General features: G+C 44.6%; 20 protein-coding genes. 9 read left to right on the forward strand and 11 right to left on the reverse strand.

Annotation, left to right across the window (positions count from 1 at the left end; genetic code table 11):
* The first annotated feature begins 247 nt into the window (after positions 1 to 247).
* Entirely contained in the window at positions 248 to 952 is a 705-nt protein-coding gene (locus tag PN470_RS08695; protein ID WP_272104311.1) for an LmeA family phospholipid-binding protein, read from the forward strand.
* Positions 953 to 1002: 50 nt separating this feature from the next.
* On the opposite strand, the gene PN470_RS08700 is transcribed toward PN470_RS08695, so the two are convergent.
* The 3 genes from PN470_RS08700 to PN470_RS08710 form a co-directional block, all read right to left on the reverse strand.
* Positions 1003 to 2241 (reverse strand): DUF445 domain-containing protein, encoded by a 1239-nt coding sequence (locus tag PN470_RS08700; RefSeq protein ID WP_043997320.1) that lies wholly within the window; start codon positions 2239 to 2241, stop codon positions 1003 to 1005.
* A 35-nt stretch (positions 2242 to 2276) separates the two neighbouring features.
* A complete protein-coding gene (ubiE, locus tag PN470_RS08705; protein WP_272104314.1) occupies positions 2277 to 2975 on the reverse strand; it encodes a bifunctional demethylmenaquinone methyltransferase/2-methoxy-6-polyprenyl-1,4-benzoquinol methylase UbiE in 699 nt (232 codons plus the stop codon).
* A 126-nt stretch (positions 2976 to 3101) separates the two neighbouring features.
* Entirely contained in the window at positions 3102 to 3971 is an 870-nt protein-coding gene (locus tag PN470_RS08710) for an MBL fold metallo-hydrolase (RefSeq protein WP_272104315.1), read from the reverse strand.
* A gap of 137 nt (positions 3972 to 4108) precedes the next feature.
* Here PN470_RS08710 and PN470_RS08715 point away from each other — a divergent pair, with 137 nt between their 5' ends.
* Positions 4109 to 4429: a hypothetical protein gene (locus tag PN470_RS08715; protein WP_002792430.1), complete on the forward strand. Its 321-nt coding sequence runs from the start codon at positions 4109 to 4111 to the stop codon at positions 4427 to 4429.
* 1 nt (position 4430) lies between these two features.
* Here the strand turns inward: PN470_RS08715 and PN470_RS08720 are convergent, their stop codons facing one another.
* The 5 genes from PN470_RS08720 to PN470_RS08740 form a co-directional block, all read right to left on the reverse strand.
* Positions 4431 to 5417, reverse strand: coding sequence for a DMT family transporter (locus PN470_RS08720; RefSeq protein ID WP_002775874.1), 987 nt, complete (start codon positions 5415 to 5417; stop codon positions 4431 to 4433).
* A gap of 67 nt (positions 5418 to 5484) precedes the next feature.
* Positions 5485 to 6528, reverse strand: coding sequence for an AI-2E family transporter (locus PN470_RS08725; RefSeq protein ID WP_271935890.1), 1044 nt, complete (start codon positions 6526 to 6528; stop codon positions 5485 to 5487).
* 29 nt (positions 6529 to 6557) lie between these two features.
* Complete coding sequence (locus tag PN470_RS08730; RefSeq protein WP_150975304.1) at positions 6558 to 7418, reverse strand: shikimate dehydrogenase; 861 nt, start codon at positions 7416 to 7418, stop codon at positions 6558 to 6560.
* Between the two features lie 277 nt (positions 7419 to 7695).
* A complete protein-coding gene (locus PN470_RS08735) occupies positions 7696 to 8073 on the reverse strand; it encodes a hypothetical protein (RefSeq protein ID WP_002754350.1) in 378 nt (125 codons plus the stop codon).
* A gap of 203 nt (positions 8074 to 8276) precedes the next feature.
* Complete coding sequence (locus tag PN470_RS08740; RefSeq protein WP_002736134.1) at positions 8277 to 9272, reverse strand: amino acid ABC transporter permease; 996 nt, start codon at positions 9270 to 9272, stop codon at positions 8277 to 8279.
* Positions 9273 to 9357: 85 nt separating this feature from the next.
* On the opposite strand from PN470_RS08740, the gene PN470_RS08745 reads away from it, so the two are divergent.
* The 3 genes from PN470_RS08745 (at position 9358) to PN470_RS08755 (ending at position 10827) form a co-directional block, all read left to right on the forward strand.
* Entirely contained in the window at positions 9358 to 9873 is a 516-nt protein-coding gene (locus PN470_RS08745; protein ID WP_002775865.1) for a single-stranded DNA-binding protein, read from the forward strand.
* A gap of 217 nt (positions 9874 to 10090) precedes the next feature.
* Entirely contained in the window at positions 10091 to 10342 is a 252-nt protein-coding gene (locus PN470_RS08750; protein WP_103111663.1) for a UPF0175 family protein, read from the forward strand.
* Complete coding sequence (locus tag PN470_RS08755) at positions 10339 to 10827, forward strand: DUF3368 domain-containing protein (protein WP_272104319.1); 489 nt, start codon at positions 10339 to 10341, stop codon at positions 10825 to 10827. Before PN470_RS08750 ends, PN470_RS08755 begins: the two co-directional genes overlap by 4 nt.
* Before the next feature lie 285 nt (positions 10828 to 11112).
* Here the strand turns inward: PN470_RS08755 and PN470_RS08760 are convergent, their stop codons facing one another.
* Positions 11113 to 12684: a Na+/H+ antiporter gene (locus tag PN470_RS08760; protein ID WP_193960760.1), complete on the reverse strand. Its 1572-nt coding sequence runs from the start codon at positions 12682 to 12684 to the stop codon at positions 11113 to 11115.
* Between the two features lie 135 nt (positions 12685 to 12819).
* Here PN470_RS08760 and PN470_RS08765 point away from each other — a divergent pair, with 135 nt between their 5' ends.
* Both PN470_RS08765 and PN470_RS08770 read left to right on the forward strand, forming a co-directional pair.
* A complete protein-coding gene (locus PN470_RS08765) occupies positions 12820 to 13359 on the forward strand; it encodes a DUF3038 domain-containing protein (protein WP_271935893.1) in 540 nt (179 codons plus the stop codon).
* A gap of 168 nt (positions 13360 to 13527) precedes the next feature.
* A complete protein-coding gene (locus tag PN470_RS08770) occupies positions 13528 to 14862 on the forward strand; it encodes a DUF4335 domain-containing protein (protein WP_272104324.1) in 1335 nt (444 codons plus the stop codon).
* Between the two features lie 154 nt (positions 14863 to 15016).
* On the opposite strand, the gene PN470_RS08775 is transcribed toward PN470_RS08770, so the two are convergent.
* Complete coding sequence (locus tag PN470_RS08775) at positions 15017 to 15283, reverse strand: TIGR02450 family Trp-rich protein (RefSeq protein WP_016515581.1); 267 nt, start codon at positions 15281 to 15283, stop codon at positions 15017 to 15019.
* Positions 15284 to 15412: 129 nt separating this feature from the next.
* Positions 15413 to 16027: a transcriptional repressor LexA gene (lexA, locus tag PN470_RS08780; protein WP_002737392.1), complete on the reverse strand. Its 615-nt coding sequence runs from the start codon at positions 16025 to 16027 to the stop codon at positions 15413 to 15415.
* A gap of 1099 nt (positions 16028 to 17126) precedes the next feature.
* On the opposite strand from lexA, the gene nifJ reads away from it, so the two are divergent.
* Both nifJ and PN470_RS08790 read left to right on the forward strand, forming a co-directional pair.
* Positions 17127 to 20681 carry a pyruvate:ferredoxin (flavodoxin) oxidoreductase gene (nifJ, locus tag PN470_RS08785; RefSeq protein WP_272104326.1) on the forward strand — a complete coding sequence of 1185 codons (3555 nt, stop codon included), beginning with the start codon at positions 17127 to 17129 and terminating at the stop codon, positions 20679 to 20681.
* A 2-nt stretch (positions 20682 to 20683) separates the two neighbouring features.
* A complete protein-coding gene (locus tag PN470_RS08790; RefSeq protein WP_002775854.1) occupies positions 20684 to 21709 on the forward strand; it encodes a dihydroorotate dehydrogenase-like protein in 1026 nt (341 codons plus the stop codon).
* Positions 21710 to 21807: the final 98 nt, after the last annotated feature.

Below are 21807 nucleotides of genomic sequence, written 5' to 3' on the forward strand. Positions count from 1 at the left end.
CCCCCCTTGATAAGGGGGGTGCCGATCCCCCCTTCCCCCCTTGATAAGGGGGGCATCTGATAATTTTTAACGCCTACCTAGTTAAAAACTGATTATTTATTCCCTTTTGCCTTTTGCCTTTTGCCTCTCCTCATAACTCGCCTCTACTCAACGGATTTAGTATGATATCTGACGGCAGCCCCTCATGGTTCGATCGATCTAGCTCTGTTACAATTAGAAACATTGTGGAGTGAGTGAGATAACGTTTATGTGGGTCAATACTCAAAGTGAGATTATTAGTAAGGTTTTGCCGCCAGCAGTACGTCTGTTCTTAAGAACGCAAGTAGAACAGATAGAAGATTTAGAAATGCAGCTGCAAGGTCATGATCGGCAAATTTTGCGCGGTTATATCCCCGGGGTATTTTTAGCCGTAGGAAAAGCGATTTATCAAGGTTTACATCTAGGTAAAGCGCAATTAAGAGGGGAAAATATTCGTCTTAATATCGGGCAGGTTTTGCGAGGGAAACCCCTAAAAATTTTGGAACCTATTCGGGTTAGCGGTGAGGTGGAAATTAACGAGCAGGATTTAAATAATTCGATCGCCTCGACTATTTTGGTTAATGCTTTTGCCGATTTACTAATTTTTTCCCTAGAAAATAACGGAGTTGTTAACGCCAGAGAAATTATCTCACAACAGCGTTTTAACTGGAAAAATGTTCTCTTAAATCAGGGTTATTTCTGTCTTCTCGGCCATAGAGAAACGGGTGCGGAAGTAATTTTTAGTGCTGATATTGCCCTAGAAGATGCCCGCACTTTAGGGATTATTCCCCGACAATGGCAAGGTTTAGCCCCAGATTTATCTGTTGATTTGCAACCCTTTACCGTCGATTTAGGCAAAGATGTGGAGATTAAATCTTTTATTCTCGACGATCAAACTCTTTTCTGTCAGGGAAGTTTTTTGATTTTACCTTAAAAATAAACGGGATGATTCCGGTGGGTTAACTTAGTTTAACCCACCAATTATTACCCTCTATTCTGTGCGATTAAAATAACTGTTTGCATTAGTCCAACTAGAAGACCGAGAATACCACCAAGATTAACAATTCCCTGTAATTCCTGTTTAACAATGCCTTGGATGGCATTTTCCAGATCAGCAGGGGAAGTAGCATTTACCCGATCGCGGATCACTTGATCGATGTTGAGAATCGGGATAATTTGGGCGACTAATTTTTCTAAATCTTCCTCTAGATAACGCTCTAAAATTAACGCTAACTCTTGACTAATTACCCCTAATGATGTAGTCATTGACTCCGAAGATTGCAGACGATTAATAATTAAATTAGCGATTTGATCCCAGTCGATCGTTTGTCCAAAATCTTGCAGAAATTGTTCGCCACTTTCTTGAATATAAATTCGCACCGTATCCCTAGTGGTTTTACGCAATTGTCTGACGGTGGAGATAGGTAAATTTTGCAAAGAGATACCTTGTAACCAGTTTTTCAGACGATTACGCATCTCTAAAGATAGTAATAATTCTTTGATTCTGGTATTAGCTAAATCCTTTTCATCAAGGCAAAAAGTGCGTAAGCGGGCCAGGGCATTGCGTAAACCGAATAAATTGGCTACTACCCAATAGGTTCCACTGGTTTTTTCCCGAAATCCTTCATCGATAACTTGAATATTGCGATCGGTTAAAAAATCGATTAAAGCTAGACGGATAACATCAGCAGGTAGGACAGTTTCTAATAGCCAATCGGAGAATTGTCGCGCCTGTTGTTCACTGAGAGAAAATTCCAAGACTAGGCGATCAAAAATTTGATTGATCTGTTTTTCTAAAAAATCCTGCCGTCGGGCTAAAACTTTTAGTAATTTCGCTAAAGATTCCCCGAATAAATCGTGAAGAATCGCCGCCAAAATCTCGGCGGTTTTTGCTTGCCGATCGCCTTTTATTTGTTTTAAAGCTAATTGTAACAGCCAGAGTATCGCCCCCTGTACCCTTTCGGTGTCGAGGAGTCGTTTAGCCAGTTTTTGTAGTTCTTCGGGGGTTAACAGGGAACCCATGATAGTATCCGATACCCGGACAGCTAATCGATCTTGATTGCGAGGAATTAACCCCGGAGTGAAGGGAAGAGGACGCTTACCGATATAAATCGCCTTGTAGGGACGAAATAGCATTTTTATGGCTACATCGTTCGTAAAATAGCCAATAATTGCCCCCGCGATCGGCGGTAATATCCATGTCCAAAGAGTAGGGAGATTCAATTTAGCAGCAAAAAATAAACGGAAATGTCAGTAGGTTATTTCTTCAAGACTAACACTCCCATCAGTCCTGCTAGGAGTGGATAGTGAACAGCGCTGGAAAATCCCGACTGATAGCCTAATTTTACCTGTTCTGGGCCCTGGGGAAAGCGATCGATACTGGGACTAATATAAGCGTACTGGTCAGTTAAACCGTAACGCTCGGCAGCGGGAACGACGATATGATCGAGATACCAGTTTTGGAATAGTTTGGCGATGGTTTGGGTGGGTTGATGGAAGTCCAGAATCGCCGCTTTAGCACCCGGTTTGAGGACTCGGTATAATTCCCCCAAACATTGGGCAATATCGACCACATTGCGTAATCCATAGCCAATAGTGGCACAATCAAAGCTAGAATCGGCAAAGGGTAAATTAAGGGCATCCCCCTCCATCCAGTTAATATTAGTGGCGCTAAAACGTTGACGGGCGATTTTTAATTGTTGTGGGGAAAAATCTAGTCCGATCACTTGGCCGGTTTTACCCACTTGTTTTGATAATAGGTTAGTCAGGTCGCCGCTACCACAACAGATATCGAGGGCAAAATCCCCTTTTTTGGGTTGACACCATTTGACTGTCATTAATTTCCAGACGCGGTGTAATCCTAAACTTAATTCTTGATTAAGGCGGTCATATTCGGGAGCGATCTGATCAAAAATTGCTTGTATTTCTGTGGAGTTAGGTGAGGATTGATTGGACATTTTTATAATATAGCACCAGAGAAAATCCCAGATGAAGTTATATCATTCTATCCTATCTCCGCTCACGGGGATAAGCTGTTGACCATCTACAGCAGTCATCTTCATGGTGGGGAACAGTGACTTAGGTTACGCTTCATCTATCCGAGAACCTTCCGGTCGTAATTTGATCGAGAGTCCTTCCTGGGCGAGAATAGTTTGAGGCAGAATCTTTCTTACCTGTTCCCCAATGCGATCGAGAAAATCGTCATTATGGGCGGGATCGTGATGAAATAGAACTAACTGCTTAACTTGCGCTGCTTGAGCGATTTTGACTGCCTGCTGCCAAGTGGAATGGCCCCAACCCACCTTAGAATACTTAGGATCGTTGTATTCCTCATCGGTGTAGGTAGCATCAATAATCATCACATCCGCTTGCCAGGCCAAAGCCAGAACGTTATCATCAAGGCGATCAGGAAAATGTTCGGTATCGGTAATATATGCTGCCGATAAACCCTGCCAATTTACCCGATAACCCACCGCTTCCCCTGGATGATTTAAAGGACGGGTTTCGACGCTGACATCGCCATAGTGGAGGGTTTCGCCCATTTCTAGATTATAAAATTCTAAATCAGCCCGCATAATCTGCAAAGGCACGGGAAAATTAGGGTGTGACATCTGATCGTGTAATCTTTGCTTTAAGGTTGCCCCTTGGGGAGAGGGAACCCCATAGATTTTAAAAGTATTGCCCCTGATAAAAGCAGGGGTAAAAAAAGGAAAACCTTGAATATGATCCCAATGGGAGTGGCTGAAAAATAAATGGGCTTTCGCTGGACTTTCTGCCATCAAAGACTGTCCTAGGATGTGTAACCCTGTACCACCGTCAAAAATTAATCTTTCTCTACCGACTTGCATCTCCACACAGGAAGTATTACCACCATAACGAACGGTTTCCGAACCTGGACAGGGAATGCTCCCCCGTACTCCCCAAAATTTGATCTGGAAGCATTTGTAGGGCATATTAGAAGCTCCTCTACTTGTGCTAATAGGCTAATAGTTAGATTAGCACTCTTCCACAATTAAGGCAGTGACTTCATCCCGAAGATAACGATCTATGATTAAGGGGTGACGATCGTCACTTTTGCAAGAGCTAAGGTATGGATTTACAGAAATTCTTAGAAAAACTGCCCCAACAGTATCAGGATTGGGGATCGGCTTTAATGTCGCCTATTTCCGAGCAATTAACCCTTTTAAGCGAAAAAACCGCCTCTTATCCTGATCGCAATCTCTTTCCCCTGCTCAATCTAGCCGTTGCCTGTCTGCAACCAGACGAGGTTTACTGTCAAATTGGTTGTTTTCGTCGCGGTAGTTTAGTCGCCGCTTTCTGCCATAATAGCGATCGCTGCGGTTATGGCGTAGAAGCCTTTTTTAAATACGATCCATCGGGAGAAAAACTAACTGTATTATCTCAAGATTGAGTTAGTTGCTTTTGGGTATAAGTGAGGAAAGATTAGCAAAAATTGCCCGCACTTGTGGGGATATTTTTTCCCTTTGATTGATTAAATAAATACTAACAAGGGTTAAAGATACCCCCGCCCATTGCAATACACTTAACATCTCACCGAGGAATAAATTCCCGAAAGTGAGGGCAAAAACCGGAGTTAAAAAAGTCAAAGAACTTAAACTGGTTAAATTGCCTTTGGCGGCTAAATAAAAGAATATTCCATATGCGATCGCACTACCAAAAATCGTGGCATAACTTAAAGCTAACCAACCATTTAAATCTACATTTTGCCATTGATGGGATTCGGTGAAACCTGAAGCTAAAAATAGCGGCAATCCTCCTAAAATCATGTGCCATCCGGTGGCGCTGACGGGATCCGCATGACGACAGACAAACCGGATTAACACTGTTCCCACCGCCATGGATAGGGAAGCCAAAAGCATCAGCATTTCGCCGCTATTTAGTAATTCCTGCCAGCTAAAGTCAATATTTACCGCTTTTTGTCCAAAAAAGTCATAAAACCATTGATCGGGCAAGCCGATTAAACTAATTCCCCCAATCCCTAAACCCAATCCTAACCATCCCCAGACACCGATAACTTCTTTAAATAGCCAACTGGACATTAAAGCCACCGCTAGGGGTTGGGAGTCAATAATTACCGATCCTAACCCCGCCCCGGTGCGATTTAACCCCAATGCCAGAAAACCTTGAAAAAGAGTGGCATCCATGAGAGCAAAAAGGGCAATCCATAACCATGCTTGCAGGGTTTTGGGCTGAGGACGACCTAAAAACCAAGCTACCATTAAAACTAACATTCCGGCGGGAACAAGGCGAATTGCCGCCATAAATAGGGGGGTGGTGTGGGGGATAACACCCTTCATCGCTACCATCGCTGTTCCCCAGAGAAAAAACGGTGAGATAAGTAAGAGGGGCGAGGATTTCTTTAAATCTAGGTTTTCCATGAGTAGCGATCGAGTTTTGTAGATAACAAATTTCCCTAATTGTATAGTAGAAACTGGGTATCGGCTCTTAATTCTCTTGACTTTCTCCTAACTGATTTTCCTCTAAATCTGTTATTGGTTTTTCTTCCCCGTAACTGATCCAGATCGCAATCATCCCCGCGATAGGAATGGAGAGAAAAATACCTAATAATCCCGCAATTCTTTCGCCGATAAAGAGGGATAAAAACAAAATTACTGGGTTTAATTCTAGGGCATTGCCCATAACTTTAGGGCGAATAATATTATCTTGAATTTGTACCAAGACAACACAGACAATAAAAGCTTTAACGGCAATTGTTAGTCCTTGGGAGGTAAAAGTCAAGATAGTTACCAACAAAATGCCCAGGGTTGCCCCGATACCCGGGATAGCATCGATAACACCAAGAATACCCGCTAAAATTAGCCCATATTGAATTCCCAATAGGGAAAAACTTAAGAAACTCGTCACCGATAAAAAGAGCATTAATAACAGTTGCCCGCGAATAAATCCCAGAAAACTTTGTCGAAAAGACTTGGCAAAACGCTCCCGGTATGCTAGGGGGAGAAGTTGCAAAAAACTTCGCCAGAGTTTATCACCGTCGATGAGCATATAAACACTGATCACCGCCCCGAAAACGCCGGTAAAGACACTGGAAAAAACTCCTTGTACGACCGATAAACCTGTGGCTAAACCAGTTTGTAGGGTTCCCACCATTTTATTCCAATCTAATCGATCGAGAAAGTCTTGAAAGGGTAAAAAATCTTGTTGACCCAGGGCATCGGTAAGATTGAATAGTAGTCCTTTCCCCTGACTAATTGCTTCTAACCCTATGCCTGTGACTAATCTAAATAGGAGGATAAAAGCTACTAAGGTGGTAATAGCAATGGCTAATCCTCTCGGTAGATAACGGGATAACCAAACCACAGGATAATTTAATAGGGCAGCCAGGATTGCTGAACCAGTAAAAATAGCGATCGTCCCGTAGAAATAGTTAATTAAGACAATCAGACTCCAGCCACAGCCAAATAATAATAGATAGCGCACCAAAATCGAGTTATTCAGAGTTTTCCAAAAGGAGCTAGAAGGGGTCATAAATCAAGCCAGAAATAGGATTTTAGCATTTAGAATTGTTTTAACAAAGCTTCCCTCATGACCGAGACGGGGACGGGTTGACCTAACCAGATTTCTAGTGCGATCGCTCCCTGATTAACTAACATTTCTAACCCATCAATAATTCTTATCCCTCTAGTCTGGGCCAACCGGAGAAATTTGGTCGGCCGGGGATTATAAATCAGATCGTAGGCGATCGCAGATGGTGGTAAAAGGTCTAATAATTCTAACTCAACTGGGGATTGTTCGCCCTGGGGAGACATTCCGATGGGGGTAGAATTAATCAGGAGTTCTGTGGTGCATAGCAGCCCCTCTAATTCGTCCCAGCTATGCACTTCTAGGAGGTCATAGAGGCTGGTATTCGCCCAACTTTCTTTAAAAGGATCTAATTTCTTTTGATTGCGTCCTACCACATGAATTTCGCCACAGCCCAACTGGGCGCAAGCCACCACTACCGCCCGGGCAGCGCCGCCATTGCCTAAAATAACTGGATTCACCTGACTCCAATCTTTGTCAAGGGATTTCAAGGGTGCGAGAAAGCCATCCACATCGGTATTCGTTCCCTGCCAGCCGGTTTCCGTGCGCCAGACGGTATTAACTGCGCCCACTAGCCTTGCTTTCTCCGTAATTTGCGATAATAAGGGAATAATTGCTAATTTATGGGGAATTGTGACGCTAAAACCCTGTAGATCGATGGCGGACAAGCCAGCGATCGCCGTTGTTAAATTTTCCGACGCGATCGGGAGGGGAAGATAAACATAATTTAGCCCCAAGGCATCGATAGCGGCATTGTGCATGGGGGGAGAAAGAGTATGGCCGATGGGATCGCCGATTACGCCTAATAACTTGGTTTTTCCGTTAATAATGGTCATAAAAAAGGTGGGCTTTCCCCACCAAAGTTTAATCTCAAGGGTAGCCAATGCTCACCTTACTATACTAGGGTTTGCTGAAAAAGTTTTTCCTGGGGGCAGGGTGTAGGGTGTGGGGTGTGGGGTTTTACCGATTTTGAGGGGGTCAATTACCTAATTTTCAGGGAAAAAGTCCAGGGATTTTTCCCTCGATCACTCCCAGATCCATTACTTTTTGATGGCCAAAAGGTCTAAAAGTTTTACCCAACAAGGTTTTTAGATTTATTCAGCAAACCCTATACTATTTCTTGATTTCGCGGGCCATTTTCAGGAAAGGATTGATATTGTCATCGTTAGCGCGACGAACGTTATCATTAGCAGCGTTAGCCTTACTATTAGCCTCGGAAGTAGCCGATTTTGCCACAATACCGTTATCGGTGACTTTGCTGACTTCCATAGAAGAAATCTGTTTAATCGATTCGCCACCCTTTTTATTCGAGGCAGTTTTCGGGAAAGTACGTCGGATCGTGATCGGTGTCCGCATAAAGTCGATATTACCGAGAGTTTTAGCGTCATCGGGTTCCAAGTAAAAAGCCTCTTTCGGTTCCGGTGCGCTCATATCCATCGGTTCATCGACGTATTTCGTCTTATTGCCAAACAGGCCAAAGAATCCAGCCATTTTCTCGCTCTCCTAAATAAATATATTTACCATAAATTGCTGCTGATTGTTAAATCATATCAATATTTATGACAAAAAGCCAGGTAGGGTGTGCTGAATAAGTCTGTTGGTGGGGTTAGTAGCCAGTCATCAGGAGACAGGAGACGGGAGACAGGAGATTATTTCTATTTATTCTTCCGACACCCCACACCCCATCACCCCAATCAACGCTGTTCTAACCTACGACTGGCTAGGGACATAGAATAACAGAAAATCCAGTAAATAAACGCCAAAAATAGATAAACCTCTGGATAATCGCCGATAAATTTCGGATTAGCTAAAACCGAGCCTGCCATACCCAAGAGGTCCACCAGTCCCACGATCGCCAGTAGAGAAGTATCCTTAAATAAACTGATAAATTGACCAACAATAGCGGGAATGACCGCTTTTAAAGCTTGGGGTAGAACGATCAATAATAAAACGAAAATCGGTTTTAAACCCAAAGCCCTGGCCGCTTCAATTTGACCTTTGGGAATCGCTTGTAAACCACCCCGGACATTTTCGGCCAGATAGGCTGCTGCAAAAAGGGTAAATCCGGCGATCGCTCTGATCACCCGTTCTGGTCTGGTCCCGGCGGGTAAAATTAAAGGTAACATCACCTGAGCCATGAATAAAATTCCCAACAAAGGTAAACCGCGCAATAATTCGATATAGCCAATAGATAGCCAACGAATTGCCGGTAATTCACTCTGTCTCCCCAGGGCCAATAATACCCCCAAGGGAAAAGATAAAATCATACTGGCGATCGCTACTAATAAAGTTAAGATTAAACCACTGAGATCATCGAGGGGAATTGCCTTTAAAAATAATCCCCCCAATAGCAACCAAGCAATTAAAGGTAAAGTCAATAACCAGAGCAATCCCCACCAGCGTTGGAGAAAAGCGGGGCAATTGGGGAAGCGACCCCGGTTTAATTGCCAAGAAAACAGCGATAAAGCCGCAATTATCGTTAAAATCAGCCAAATTCGCCATATTGACTGTTCTGGATAACGACCGACTACGAATAAACCGAGATTTTCCGTCACTACAGCCCATTTTGCCCGATTTATCGACCAATCGAGAAAACTTAAGCCACCCCAGAGGCTGAGAAATAGACCCGCAAGGGTTAAGATGACGTTGTACCAAGTGTTAAAGAGATTTTTTCTTAACCAGAGTCCCATAAAATTCCCTAACCTCCCCAGTGGTGATCATTGTACTTTTTCAGTACAATGGTGCTATTAGAAAAATTCAGACTGATTTTCGACCATGAACAGTTGCATTTTAATGGCTAAAATTGTCCGTCGTCCCGAATTACGTTATACCCAAGATAATCAAACTCCCTACGCTCAAATGTTAGTCGAGTTTTCCCCCAATCGTGCCGAGGCAACCCCAGCTAATTTAAGGGCCGTAGCTTGGGGAAATTTAGCCTCAGAAGTCGCTCAGAACTATAATGAAGGCGATCGGGTAATTTTAGAAGGTCGTCTCTCGATGCAGACGATCGATCGTCCCGAAGGTTTTAAGGAAAAACGGGCCGAATTAGTCATTAGTCATCTTTATCATCTTGACGGTAGCGTGAGTAGCGGTGAAATGGCAGCCCCGACTCCGGAAAAAGTCGTGCCAATCAATACCCACAAATCGAATAAAACCCCGGTGGAAAAACCCGTCGCACCTGTCTCCCCCGGGGACTTTGAATACGACGCATCCTATGAACTTTCTAATCCTTCCGCTTGGCAACCTAGCGACACATCGGTGGAGGAAAATTTAGACGATATTCCTTTCTAAGTACCCCGACAGAATTAATGGCTCTTCTCGATTTTGTCTGATAATTTTTGCTTATGGAATCGTGAAATGCTGATCGGACAAGACTTTCAGCACTATTTTGACGGATATTCTATCAGTATAGACCTCGTTTCCACACAGAAACCAGAAGAGCCAAAGCTTTAACTGAGATATGGCAGGCTAGAGAAAATAATAAGTATTAGTGCGTGAGGATGTCTCAATGCAAATTACCCTGAACCTACCGGATAACCTCAGCCAAGGCGAAACTTTTAACCAAGGCGATTGGCTCCGGGAGATTGCCATTGCGCTGTTTCAGCAAGAGCGGATTTCCCTCAGTCGCGCCAGTAAAATTGCCGGGATGGAAGTCATGGACTTTCAAAAACTGTTGGCAGAGCGCGATATTTGTGTTCACTACGATGTAGAAGACTTTGAGCAGGATGTTCAACATCTGCGCGATCGAGGCTGGCTATGATCGTCGTCAGCGATACCTCTGCCCTTGCCAATCTGGCGATTATCGATCATCTCTGGTTGCTAGAGTCAATTTACCAAACCGTTATTATTCCAGACGTTGTTGCTAGGGAACTAGCAGCCGCAAGCAATCCCCTCATTCCAGCCATTCTCCAAGTCGGCTGGATTCAACCCCAACCCCTCACCAACTCCGAACTCGCTAACCAGCTTCAGCAAGAACGAGGATTGGATGCTGGAGAAGCGAATGCCATAGCCTTGGCACTTGATCTGCAAGCTGATGATCTGCTCATCGATGAACGCTTGGGGCGGCAAGAAGCCCTGCGGCTAGGGCTGTCTATCATTGGTATTCTGGGCATTCTGCTGGTTGCCAAACAAAGAAGCCTCATCCCTCAAGTTCAACCTGTTATGGATGCCTTGATTAGCCAAGCTGGTTTTCGTGTCAGTTCCCAGCTATATCAGCGTGTCTTAGCTTTGGCTGAAGAACTTTAGTAAAGGATAAGCCAAGATAGTCTGTGGAGTCGGTATCGATCGAAACTATCGTCTCCCATACCAATGGGCTCATCCTAGTTTAGTAGGTTATCTATAAATTTATAAAAACTCAATCCCTCTCTTGCCCAAGATTACAGAGCCTAAAATCCAACAGGACGGTTATCAAGAGCCAAAATAGTTGTGTGAAAACTGTTTGAGAAATTTGTCTTCGATCTTGAGCATACTGAACTCAGATGAGCCGTATATTTATACGGGGAAAGTTCAGGTATATACCCCAAAATAGTCCTACTGTTCAGTAATTTTACTTTCAGCGAGAATTTCTTGGAGGACGGGGGATAAATTGCTAGTTAAACGGCCGGCTCGAATAAATTCAGCGTAGGTATCAGCTTCGATATCTAGGAGGGTTTCCCGAAGTTGTTCCATTGTTAATAGTTGTAATTGGGGATAACTATCGTTGAGAGATTGTATTTCCGCTTCTACGGTCTTTAACTTTTCTTTGACGAGATGCTGCTCATAACTAAAAAATTCGGGGGCAACATCGGGAGATTTATCTAACTTAGAAAGATAGTCTAAAACTCTTTTTAAAGCTACCCGTCGGGCTAAAAGTTCCGCATAGTTTTCTCGAATTGGTTGATCACCGATCAAGTCTAATCTCGATAGGAAAGTTTGAATAGTTAATCCCTGAACCAACAGGGTAAAGAGAACAACTCCGAAGACGATATCGATGATATCCTGACGATTAGGAAAAATAACCGGCACACTTAAAGCTAGGGCAATAGAAACGGAACCGCGCAAACCTCCCCACCATAAAACCGTTTTTTCCCGCCAATTAATTTTAGTTTCCATCAAGGCATTACTAACAGTTGCCAAGGCAAAGGTAGCCAGAAAACGGGCCGCCACTACGGCAGCGATCGTGATAAAAATTAAATTGAGATTATCGGCTAAACTGGAGAGACGGATCTGATCGCCGATGAGGAGAAAAACGATCGAATTGACAAAAAAAGCGAGAAACTCCCAGAATTCCGTGACTAATAGGCGGGTACGGGGACTCATGCTGATTCTAGAGCCAAAATTACCCAAAATAATCCCCGTAGTCACCACTCCGATTACCCCCGAACCCCCGAACTCCTCGGTTAATAAATAAGCACCGTAGGCGGACACAAGAGTTAAAGACTGTTCCACTAGGGGTAAATCGAGACGTTGAGTCAGATAGGAAATACCAAAACCCACTAAACAACCCACTGCCACCCCGATACCGATAAAAGCGGCAATCCGGCTAATGGTTGTCTCTAAGGATAGACCACTAGCACCGAGGGGAATTTCCACCAAAAGAGCGAAAGCGACCACAGCGACCCCATCATTAAATAAGCTTTCCCCTTCCAAAAGCACGGTGAGTTTTTTACTGGCCCCCAATTCGCGAAAAAGAGCGACAACAGCGACGGGATCCGTAGAAGAAAGGCTCGCACCCACTAATAATGCCGTAAATAGGGGTAAATTGGTCAATTCATCTAGGGTAAAACCAACCCCGAAAATCGAGATAATTACGCCGACAATAGCGAAAAGACTGACGGGAATCCAATTATCCTTCAGATCTCGCCAGCGTGTATTCCAAGCGGCTTCAAATAGCAAAGGGGGCAGAAAAATTTCTAGAATCAGTTCGGGGGATAGGTTCACCAGACGGATATCGATGAAAGCTAAACCTAAACCGACTATCACTAACAATAGGGTGTAAGGAATTTGGCGAAACCAGCTAAAAATCCTCGAAACCGTGGCCACACTCAGGGAAACGGACAAAACAATTAGAAATTGTTCTAAATTTTGCTTAATGACTTCATCGGTAGCGGATTCTAAACTCATTGGGTAGGAGGCAATCGGTGAGCGGACGTGCAAGAAAAGAACAATCTCAATTATTATGACACTTTAGAACCAGTGATTTTTTCTCCTAAACCCAAGTTTTTCTCCTGGCAATTCCTTTTATCTATGTCCTTGACTATGCCTCAGTCTGCCGAGTCCTCCACGGGTGAGGATTTACCCCTAGCTATCTCACCCAGTAACGAGCAGTTAGAGAATATTAATAGCTATTTAAACCTGATTTTGGCGGCTTTAGTCTCTCTAGCTAATTTAGACTCCGAGTCTATCACCCAAGCAGCCCAAGAATTAGCCTTAGATGCAGATACAAGCGATCGCCTAGTTGCCCACCACTGGCAACCCCAGTCAAAACTTTCCCTCGCGGACATCCGTTCTCTAGTTCTCCTCCTCTGTCATTTGGCCCAAAAAAAGCAAGAGTTAATCCGTCGCGCTGTAATTCTCTTGGAACAAGTGGGAACTCAAGGAGAAGAACCAGTTAAAACCACACTTTTGGGCAATTATATTGATAATTTTCGCTTAAAATACCCAGAAATATCGGAAAATAATCTCATTGATTCTAGCCTAACTTCCCTAGCTTGGAAATTATTAATCGATTTATTGTTCTACAGCAGCCCCCGCAGTCATCTCCTTCTCTGGCACACCCTTTTGGCAAGTAAAAAGTAAAAAGCCTATCAGTTATCAGTTATCAGTTATCAGATGTAAGTTTTCAGTTCACTGATTACTGTTTACTGTTTACTGGACGGCTACGCCGTGCCTTTGGCAACACTGAAAAAAAGCTTCCCAGTTCATAATTCATAATTCATAATTCATAATTCCCACCGATAACTAAAAATGAGTAATCTAATTCGCAAATATACACCCCCCACCTGTACCCTAGAAATTTGGGGAAATAGTTCGCCTCTAGCGGTTTGGCTGGGTAAAAATGTCTTAAACGATGCCCACTTTCAATTGCGTTTTGATGATCCTAGATTGAGTGAGGAAAAACAGGTGACGATCAAAGGCGATCGCACACAATTACAACTCCTAGGGGAAATTGTCGCTAATTATGTGCAGAATTTACTCTCTAGTCCCGTTTCTACCCTCTCTTTCGTGGCTAGTGGTTCCCCCGAAAGCCATCTCCCCTCCTTACCCTCTCTCCGTTGTCAGGGACTTCTGCAGCATCAATTATTTTTAGGTTCCCTGCTAACCGATCAGGATAAACAGGAGATTGAATTAACCACATCGCAATTATTCGACCTAGCCAATGCTTTAGGGGAATATAACCATGAAAGCCCCCTAATACCCCCATTAATTCGCCAGAAAACTCGAAAAAATGCCCTTATCTGGACGGGATTAATCGCCTCAGCCCTAATAACTATCGGGGGAATAGCGATCGCATTTTATCAACGGCAAGAAGTGGTCAACAATGATTTAACCAGCGATCCCAATAACGCCAAGATTCCCCAACCCTTGCCAACGCTGCCTTTACCCCCCACGGGAACGGCCGCCCCAAACCCGCAGTTACCGGCAAATTTGGGCAATAAAACCCCTTTACCGCCACCGCCCCCCGTGGGAACCGTTCCAGCCCCAGTTCGCCCCTCTAGCGTCCCCCTAGTGATTCCGCCGCCCACTTTACCGCCGCCACCAGTCACGGGTTCGCTTCCCGGCGGCACGGCGATCGTAATTGAACCGAATAATCAGAACATCCCGATTACTGCCCCCCCCGTCACTGGCGCTCAGGGTACAAATGCACTGGCAAATCTTCCCCCCACCACGATGAATCCGACTCCAGCAACGCCAAAATTGCCCAATTTACCGCCTATAAGCCCTATTAACCCCGAAAATGTCAATTTAGACCCCAAACCGCCCACAAGCACCGCTAAAGCCCCAGAGACGAACTTACTAGATACCATTCCCCAAGTAGCAGAAACCAGAGAATATTTTCAGTCCCGTTGGCAACCCCCGGAAAGTCTCAAGCATACTCTAGAGTACCGTTTGGTCTTAAATCAGGATGGTTCCCTAAAACAGATTATTCCCCTGGGACAGGCGGCGAAAATCTATCTCGATCGCACTAATATGCCCCTGCTCAATCAACCTTTCGTGTCTCCCCTCGATGTCCCCGGTAATCCCCAATTGCGTCTGGTGCTTGGTTCTGATGGTACGGTGCGGACTTTTATGGAACAGTAATAGGCTGTACTGCATTTAAGTAGCTGGTTATAATTAAATTAAAAATTGATTTTAGGTTCGATCCCCCCTGCCCCCCTTGATAAGGGGGGTGCCGATAGGCGGGGGGATCCCCCTTAATAAGGGGGGCATCTGATAATTTTTAACGCCTACCTACTTAATTAACAATAATCTCGTCGATGCTGTCCGGTTGGTTCATTTCCGTTAGGGTTTGCCAACCGGATTGCCAGAGATTCGCGTCTTGCAACTGTTTAGCATTAATCCAGAAGCGGACGGTCGGATCGCAGGAAGCGACTAATTCGGCAAAAACCCATTGACCGCGATTTTGACGATTGACCACTTGAAAATGTCGCCAGCCCCATGTTTTTTGTTTTGCCGTCCATTTTGACCCCAAGAGATGGGGATACTTCTGTTTTTTGGGCATAAAAGTTAAAACACCTGAGTGCGGGATAGGCTAAAACCCTTATATTATCCTAGTTTGCCAACCCGATTCTTTTCCAGAAGCCAAGGAGAGGAAAAATGATCGGGGCGCTTAAGTGCGCCCCAGTTTTGGCTAATAACCGCGCCAAACACCAACCAAAACCCCTTGCACCTGTACTTGTTCAGTATTGGCTGTAATTGGTTGATATTTTTGATTGGAGGGTTGGAGAGTGATGATTTCGCCTTCTTGGTAGAAACGTTTTAAAGTAGTACCGTGGCCTTCGACTCTAGCGGCGACGATTTCCCCATTGGACACCCCTTCATTGCCTGTGAGAGAACGCATAATCACCAGATCCCCATCAGCAATATGATCCTCGATCATACTGTCTCCGGAAACGCGGAGAGCATAACAGTCTTGACTGCGTTGCAACAGGTTAGAAAGATCGAGTTTTTCTTCCACATCGGTGAAGGGTTCCACTAAACCACCAGCAGCGATCGCACCCAGAACCGGTAAACCTTGTACTGGTTGTTTGAGAATCCGCAGGGTGCGTGCTTTTCCTTCTGTCCAATCAATATAGCCTTTGGCGCGTAAACGTTCTAAACGGCTTTGAATCGGTGCGGGAGAGCGTAAATTCATCGCTCGCATCATTTGCCGGATGGAAGGGGCGTGCTGAGTAGTGCGAATGTACTCAATTAGCCAGTCGTACAACTCCTGTTGCGCTTGAGTAAGGGATTCGAGGTTAGTCATGATCTATTTTCCTATCCTTGGGTTAAGATAATTTGTACTTTAGTTCATTTGTGTTCAACCTAGTACATCTTAACTTCATCGGCTGACTAAATCAACTGATTATTAGATCGGGTCTGCTGAAAAAGTTTTTCCTGGGGGTAGGAGTCAGGAGTCTCCGAGTCAGGAGTCAGGAGCCGGTCGTTTCAGGCTTTGTTGCCCTGGTTTTTTGTACCAAGCGATGTACTACAAGAAGGATAATGCAAGGTTTTTGAAAGTCCCAATCCTATTTGCTTGCACTAACATCGGACTTTAACAGGTCAAAAGCTTTATTTTAAAAGGGTTTTACCATTATTCAGCCAGCCCTAGATCTCTTGCGAAAATCAAAAATTGTCGTGCTTGGTTAGGAGACTCCGAGACAGGAGATTATGGCTCTTCGTTACTTGTTATGGTTCGATAGGGGGGCATAAATCGACTAAATCCTTATCTGGCAAAAGATTTAACTGATTAGCTCGCTCTAGATCAAAAACAATTGACAAAAATCGTCCAATGTCTTTCTCTATAAGGGTTCCATCTCTTATAACCCCCGTCCATTACATAACACAAACCGAAGAACCGAGATTATTTCTATTTATTCTTCCGACACCCCACACCCCACACCCCACACCCCACACCCTGCCCCCAGGAAAAACTTTTTGCCGCAAACCCTAATAATAATTCATAATTCCTTCTCCCTGCTCATAGACAGTCTTAACGAGTAATTTAGATAGTCAACAGCTTATCTTCTGACCTAGCACTTTTTTTTTAAAAGTATCATTAATTTTTATCTCAATTCTGAATATTAATTAATCCCAGGGTCGGTTGCTGGCAAACTCAGCAGCGTATTAAGAAAAAATAACGAATTGCTAGAAAGCCCAGAATCTGGATAATGATCGAGGTGGAGACAGAAAAATCGCTCTACTTAAGCCTGTCTGCCGTAAGCGTCCAATAGTAGATAGGGAGTCAAAAGCGACGCTCAAGAAAATCCTTCGGTTGTCAGGGAAACGAGAGGATATTTAGTGCGAAATTGAGCCGTAAAAAAACTTAAAATCCCGACAAATATCGTAAAAACTAAGGGGAACACATGACCACAAAAACCTATGCAACCATAGACGGTAACGAAGCTGTTGCACGCGTTGCCTATCGTCTCAGTGAAGTGATCGCTATTTATCCTATCACTCCCTCCTCGCCTATGGGTGAATGGTCCGATAGTTGGGCAGCCGAACGGAGAGCTAATCTCTGGGGAACCATTCCTTCCGTAATCGAAATGCAGAGCGAAGGTGGGGCAGCGGGAACCCTGCACGGAGCGCTACAAACAGGCTCTTTAACTACTACTTTCACTTCCTCCCAGGGATTATTATTAATGCTCCCCAACTTCTACAAAATTGCGGGGGAATTAACCTCTTCAGTAGTCCATGTGGCAGCCCGTGCTTTAGCAGCCCAAGGGTTGTCAATTTTTGGGGATCATAGTGATGTCATGTCTGCCAGAAGTACGGGTTGGGCTATGTTAGCGGCTAATTCCGTTCAAGAAGCTCAAGATCTGGCGGCTATTGCCACAGCTACCACCCTAGAAACGCGGCTTCCTTTTCTGCACTTTTTTGATGGTTTTCGTACCAGTCATGAGGTGCAAAAAGTCGAATTAATTAGCGATGAAATTCTCAAAGAACTGATCGATGAAGACCTAATTATTGCCCATCGTCAAAGAGCTTTAACTCCCGATCGACCGGTGTTACGAGGCACGGCACAAAATCCCGATGTTTATTTCCAGGCAAGGGAAAGCGTCAATCCTTTCTATCATGCTTGTCCCGATATCACTCAAAAAATTATGGATCGTTTTGCCCAATTAACAGGACGGCAATACCATCTCTATGAATACCACGGTGCGCCCGATGCCGAAAGAGTGATTATGTTAATGGGATCGGGAGGGGAAACCGTCCATGAAACCGTGGATTATCTCAATCAAAATGGGGCTAAAGTTGGGGTTTTAAAAGTTCGTCTCTATCGTCCCTTTGCCGCCGACAAATTACTGGCAGCTTTGCCCACCACAGTGAAAAAAATAGCCGTTTTAGATCGCTGTAAAGAACCCGGTGCCGGGGGCGATCCGCTATATTTAGACGTGGTAAATGCCTTTATGGAAAACTACGAAGGCAAGCTGCCGAAAATTGTGGGAGGACGCTACGGTTTATCTTCCAAAGAATTTACTCCAGCCATGATTGCTGGCATATTTGATAACTTAAGTCTCGACAAACCGAAAAATCACTTCACTATTGGTATCGTTGACGATCTTACCTTTTCCAGTCTGGAATATGACCGCAGTTTTTCCACCGAACCGGACGAAGTAGTGCGGGCGGTTTTCTACGGTTTAGGTTCCGATGGTACGGTGGGAGCTAACAAAAATTCAATTAAAATTATCGGTGAAGATACTGATAATTATGCCCAGGGTTATTTCGTCTATGATTCCAAAAAATCTGGGTCTGTCACCGTTTCTCACCTACGCTTTGGCCCCCATCCGATTCGCTCTACCTATTTAATCACCGATGCTAACTTTATCGCCTGTCATCAGTGGGAATTTATCGAACAATTTGACCTGCTAGAAACCGCTAAATCGAACTCAATTTTTCTCCTCAATAGTCCCTATCCACCGGAGGAGGTGTTTAGTCACTTACCCCGCCATCTCCAGCAAACTATCATCGATAAAAATCTGCAAGTTTATACGATTAATGCCACTCAAGTAGCCAAAGAAGCGGGGATGGGCAGTCGGATTAATACCGTGATGCAGGTGTGTTTCTTTGCCCTAGCGGGGGTTTTGTCGCGGGAAGACGCAATCGCCCAAATTAAAAAAGCCATCCGCAAGACCTACGGCAAGAAAGGCGAAGAAATCGTGCAGATGAACATTAAAGCCGTGGATTCTGCCCTAGAACACCTCTATCAAGTCTCAATTCCCGCCACTGTTACCCCTGAAGCTTTTGAATTAAGACCACCGATTCCCAACAACGCACCCACTTTCGTCCAAGAAGTCCTCGGCAAAATTATCGCCCGTCACGGGGATGAATTGCCCGTTAGCTCCCTTCCCAACGATGGTACTTACCCCACCGCCACTAGCCAATGGGAAAAACGCAATATTGCCCAAGAAATCCCCGTTTGGGATGCGGATGTCTGTGTTCAGTGCGGTAAATGCGTTCTTGTTTGTCCCCACGCCGTTATTCGCTCGAAAGTTTATGATGAGGCCGAATTAGCCACGGCCCCGGAAACTTTTAAAGTCGCTAATGCCAAGGATCACGACTGGAAAGGGCTAAAATTCACCATCCAAGTGGCCGCCGAAGATTGTACCGGTTGCGGTATCTGCGTTGATGTTTGCCCCGCTAAAAACAAATCGCAACCGCGTCTAAGAGCGATTAATATGGCTCCCCAATTGCCCCTGCGAGAACAGGAACGAGTTAACTGGGATTTCTTCCTTAATTTGCCTAATCCAGACCGATTAAGCCTAAATCTCAATAAAATTAACCATCAGCAAATGCAGGAACCTCTCTTTGAGTTTTCCGGCGCTTGTGCCGGTTGTGGTGAGACTCCCTACGTTAAATTAGTCAGTCAGCTATTTGGCGATCGCATGATAGTGGCTAATGCTACCGGTTGTTCATCTATCTACGGAGGTAATTTACCGACAACGCCCTGGGCAGTTAACGCCGAAGGTCGCGGTCCGGCCTGGTCGAATTCCCTCTTTGAAGATAATGCCGAATTTGGCTTAGGATTCCGAGTTTCCATCGATAAACAGGCAGAATTTGCCGCCGAACTCTTAGCAAACCTCGCTAGTGAAATCGGAGAAAGTCTAGCGGCAGATATTCTCAATTGTCACCAAGTGGATGAAGCGGAAATTTACGAACAACGGCAACGGGTAGAGGCCCTAAAATCCCGTTTAGGGCAATTAACCCCGACCACGCAAGTGAAAATGTTGTTATCTGTGGTTGATTATCTGGTTAAGAAAAGTGTCTGGATTGTCGGGGGTGACGGTTGGGCCTACGACATCGGTTATGGTGGCTTAGATCACGTTTTAGCCAGTGGTCGCAATGTGAATATTTTGGTCATGGATACGGAAGTTTACTCGAATACGGGCGGCCAGGCCTCGAAAGCTACTCCTCGCGCCGCCGTAGCTAAATTTGCTTCTGGTGGCAAACCAGGACCGAAAAAAGACCTCGGTTTAATGGCCATGACCTACGGTAACGTCTATGTGGCCAGCGTGGCTATGGGGGCAAGAAACGAGCAAACTATCAAAGCTTTCCTAGAAGCGGAAGCTTATAACGGTCCATCGTTAATTATCGCCTATTCTCACTGTATTGCTCACGGGATCAACATGACCACCGCCATGAACCATCAAAAAGAAGTGGTGGAAAGCGGTCGCTGGTTAATGTACCGTTATCATCCCGATTTAGCTAAAGAAGGCAAAAATCCCCTGCAATTGGACAGCCGTGCGCCTAAGCTTACCGTAGCGCAAACTCTCTACTCGGAGAATCGCTTTAAGATGTTGGCCACCAGTAAGCCGGAGGAAGCTAAACGTCTGCTCAAAGAAGCACAAGCAGATGTGGATACGCGCTGGCAAATGTATCAGTATTTAGCAGCAAAAGGTACAGGGAGCAACGAATAGTTATGAATCTACACACTACTTACATGGGTTTACAATTGCGATCGCCGCTAGTCATCGGTGCGGCCGCACCCTTGAGCGAGGATATCGACAATATCAAGAGAATGGAAGACTTTGGGGCCGCTGCCGTGGTTTTACACTCCTTTTTCGAGGAGCAGATTAAACACGAAAGACTGGCTCTACACCATCATTTTACCCACGGAGCCGAGAGTTTTGCGGAAGCTTTGACTTATTTTCCCGAACCGGAGGTTTTTCACGTTGGTTCCGACGAATATCTCAACCATATTCGCAAAGCCAAAGAAATGGTCGATATTCCCATTATTGCCAGTCTCAACGGTGAGACCTCTGGGGGATGGTTGGAGTATGCCATTCAAATTCAACAAGCGGGCGCTGATGCTTTGGAGTTGAATGTTTATTATGTTCCCAACGACCTAGAATTAACCGGAAATCACGTCGAACAAAACTATGTTGATATCCTCAAAATTGTCAAATCGGAGGTATCAATTCCCGTCTCGATGAAGTTAAGTCCCTACTTTAGCAATACGGCCAATATGGCTAAACAATTAGCGGAAGCAGGGGCCGATGGGTTGGTATTATTTAACCGTTTCTATCAGCCGGATATCGACTTAGACACCTTGGATGTTCACCCTAATATTATCCTCAGTAATCCCCAAGCAATGCGTTTACCCCTGCGCTGGATTGCCATGCTTTACGGTCGTGTACCGACGGATTTTGCCGCTACCAGTGGCATTCATAACGCCATCGACGTGATCAAAATGATGATGGTGGGGGCAAAAGCGACCATGTTAGTTAGTGTTTTATTACGCCACGGTTTGGAGGAAATTACCAAGATCGAACAGGGTTTATTGCATTGGTTAGAAGAAAATGAGTACGAATCGATCGAGCAGTTAATTGGCAGTATGAGTCAAATGAATTGCCCAGATCCGACTGCTTTTGAACGGGTACAGTATATGAAAGCTCTGCAAAGTTACGAACCTGTTTGGAAACGTTTTCAAACCACCAGCAAATAAAAGTGGGAAGCTTTTTTCAGTGATCAGTGATCAGTAATCAGTTATCAGTAATCAGTAAACAGTAAACAGTAATCAGTAATCAGTGAACTGAAAACTTA

The sequence above is a fragment of the Microcystis sp. CS-574 genome, from assembly GCF_028329095.1.
In the GTDB taxonomy this organism is placed as follows: domain Bacteria; phylum Cyanobacteriota; class Cyanobacteriia; order Cyanobacteriales; family Microcystaceae; genus Microcystis; species Microcystis ichthyoblabe_A.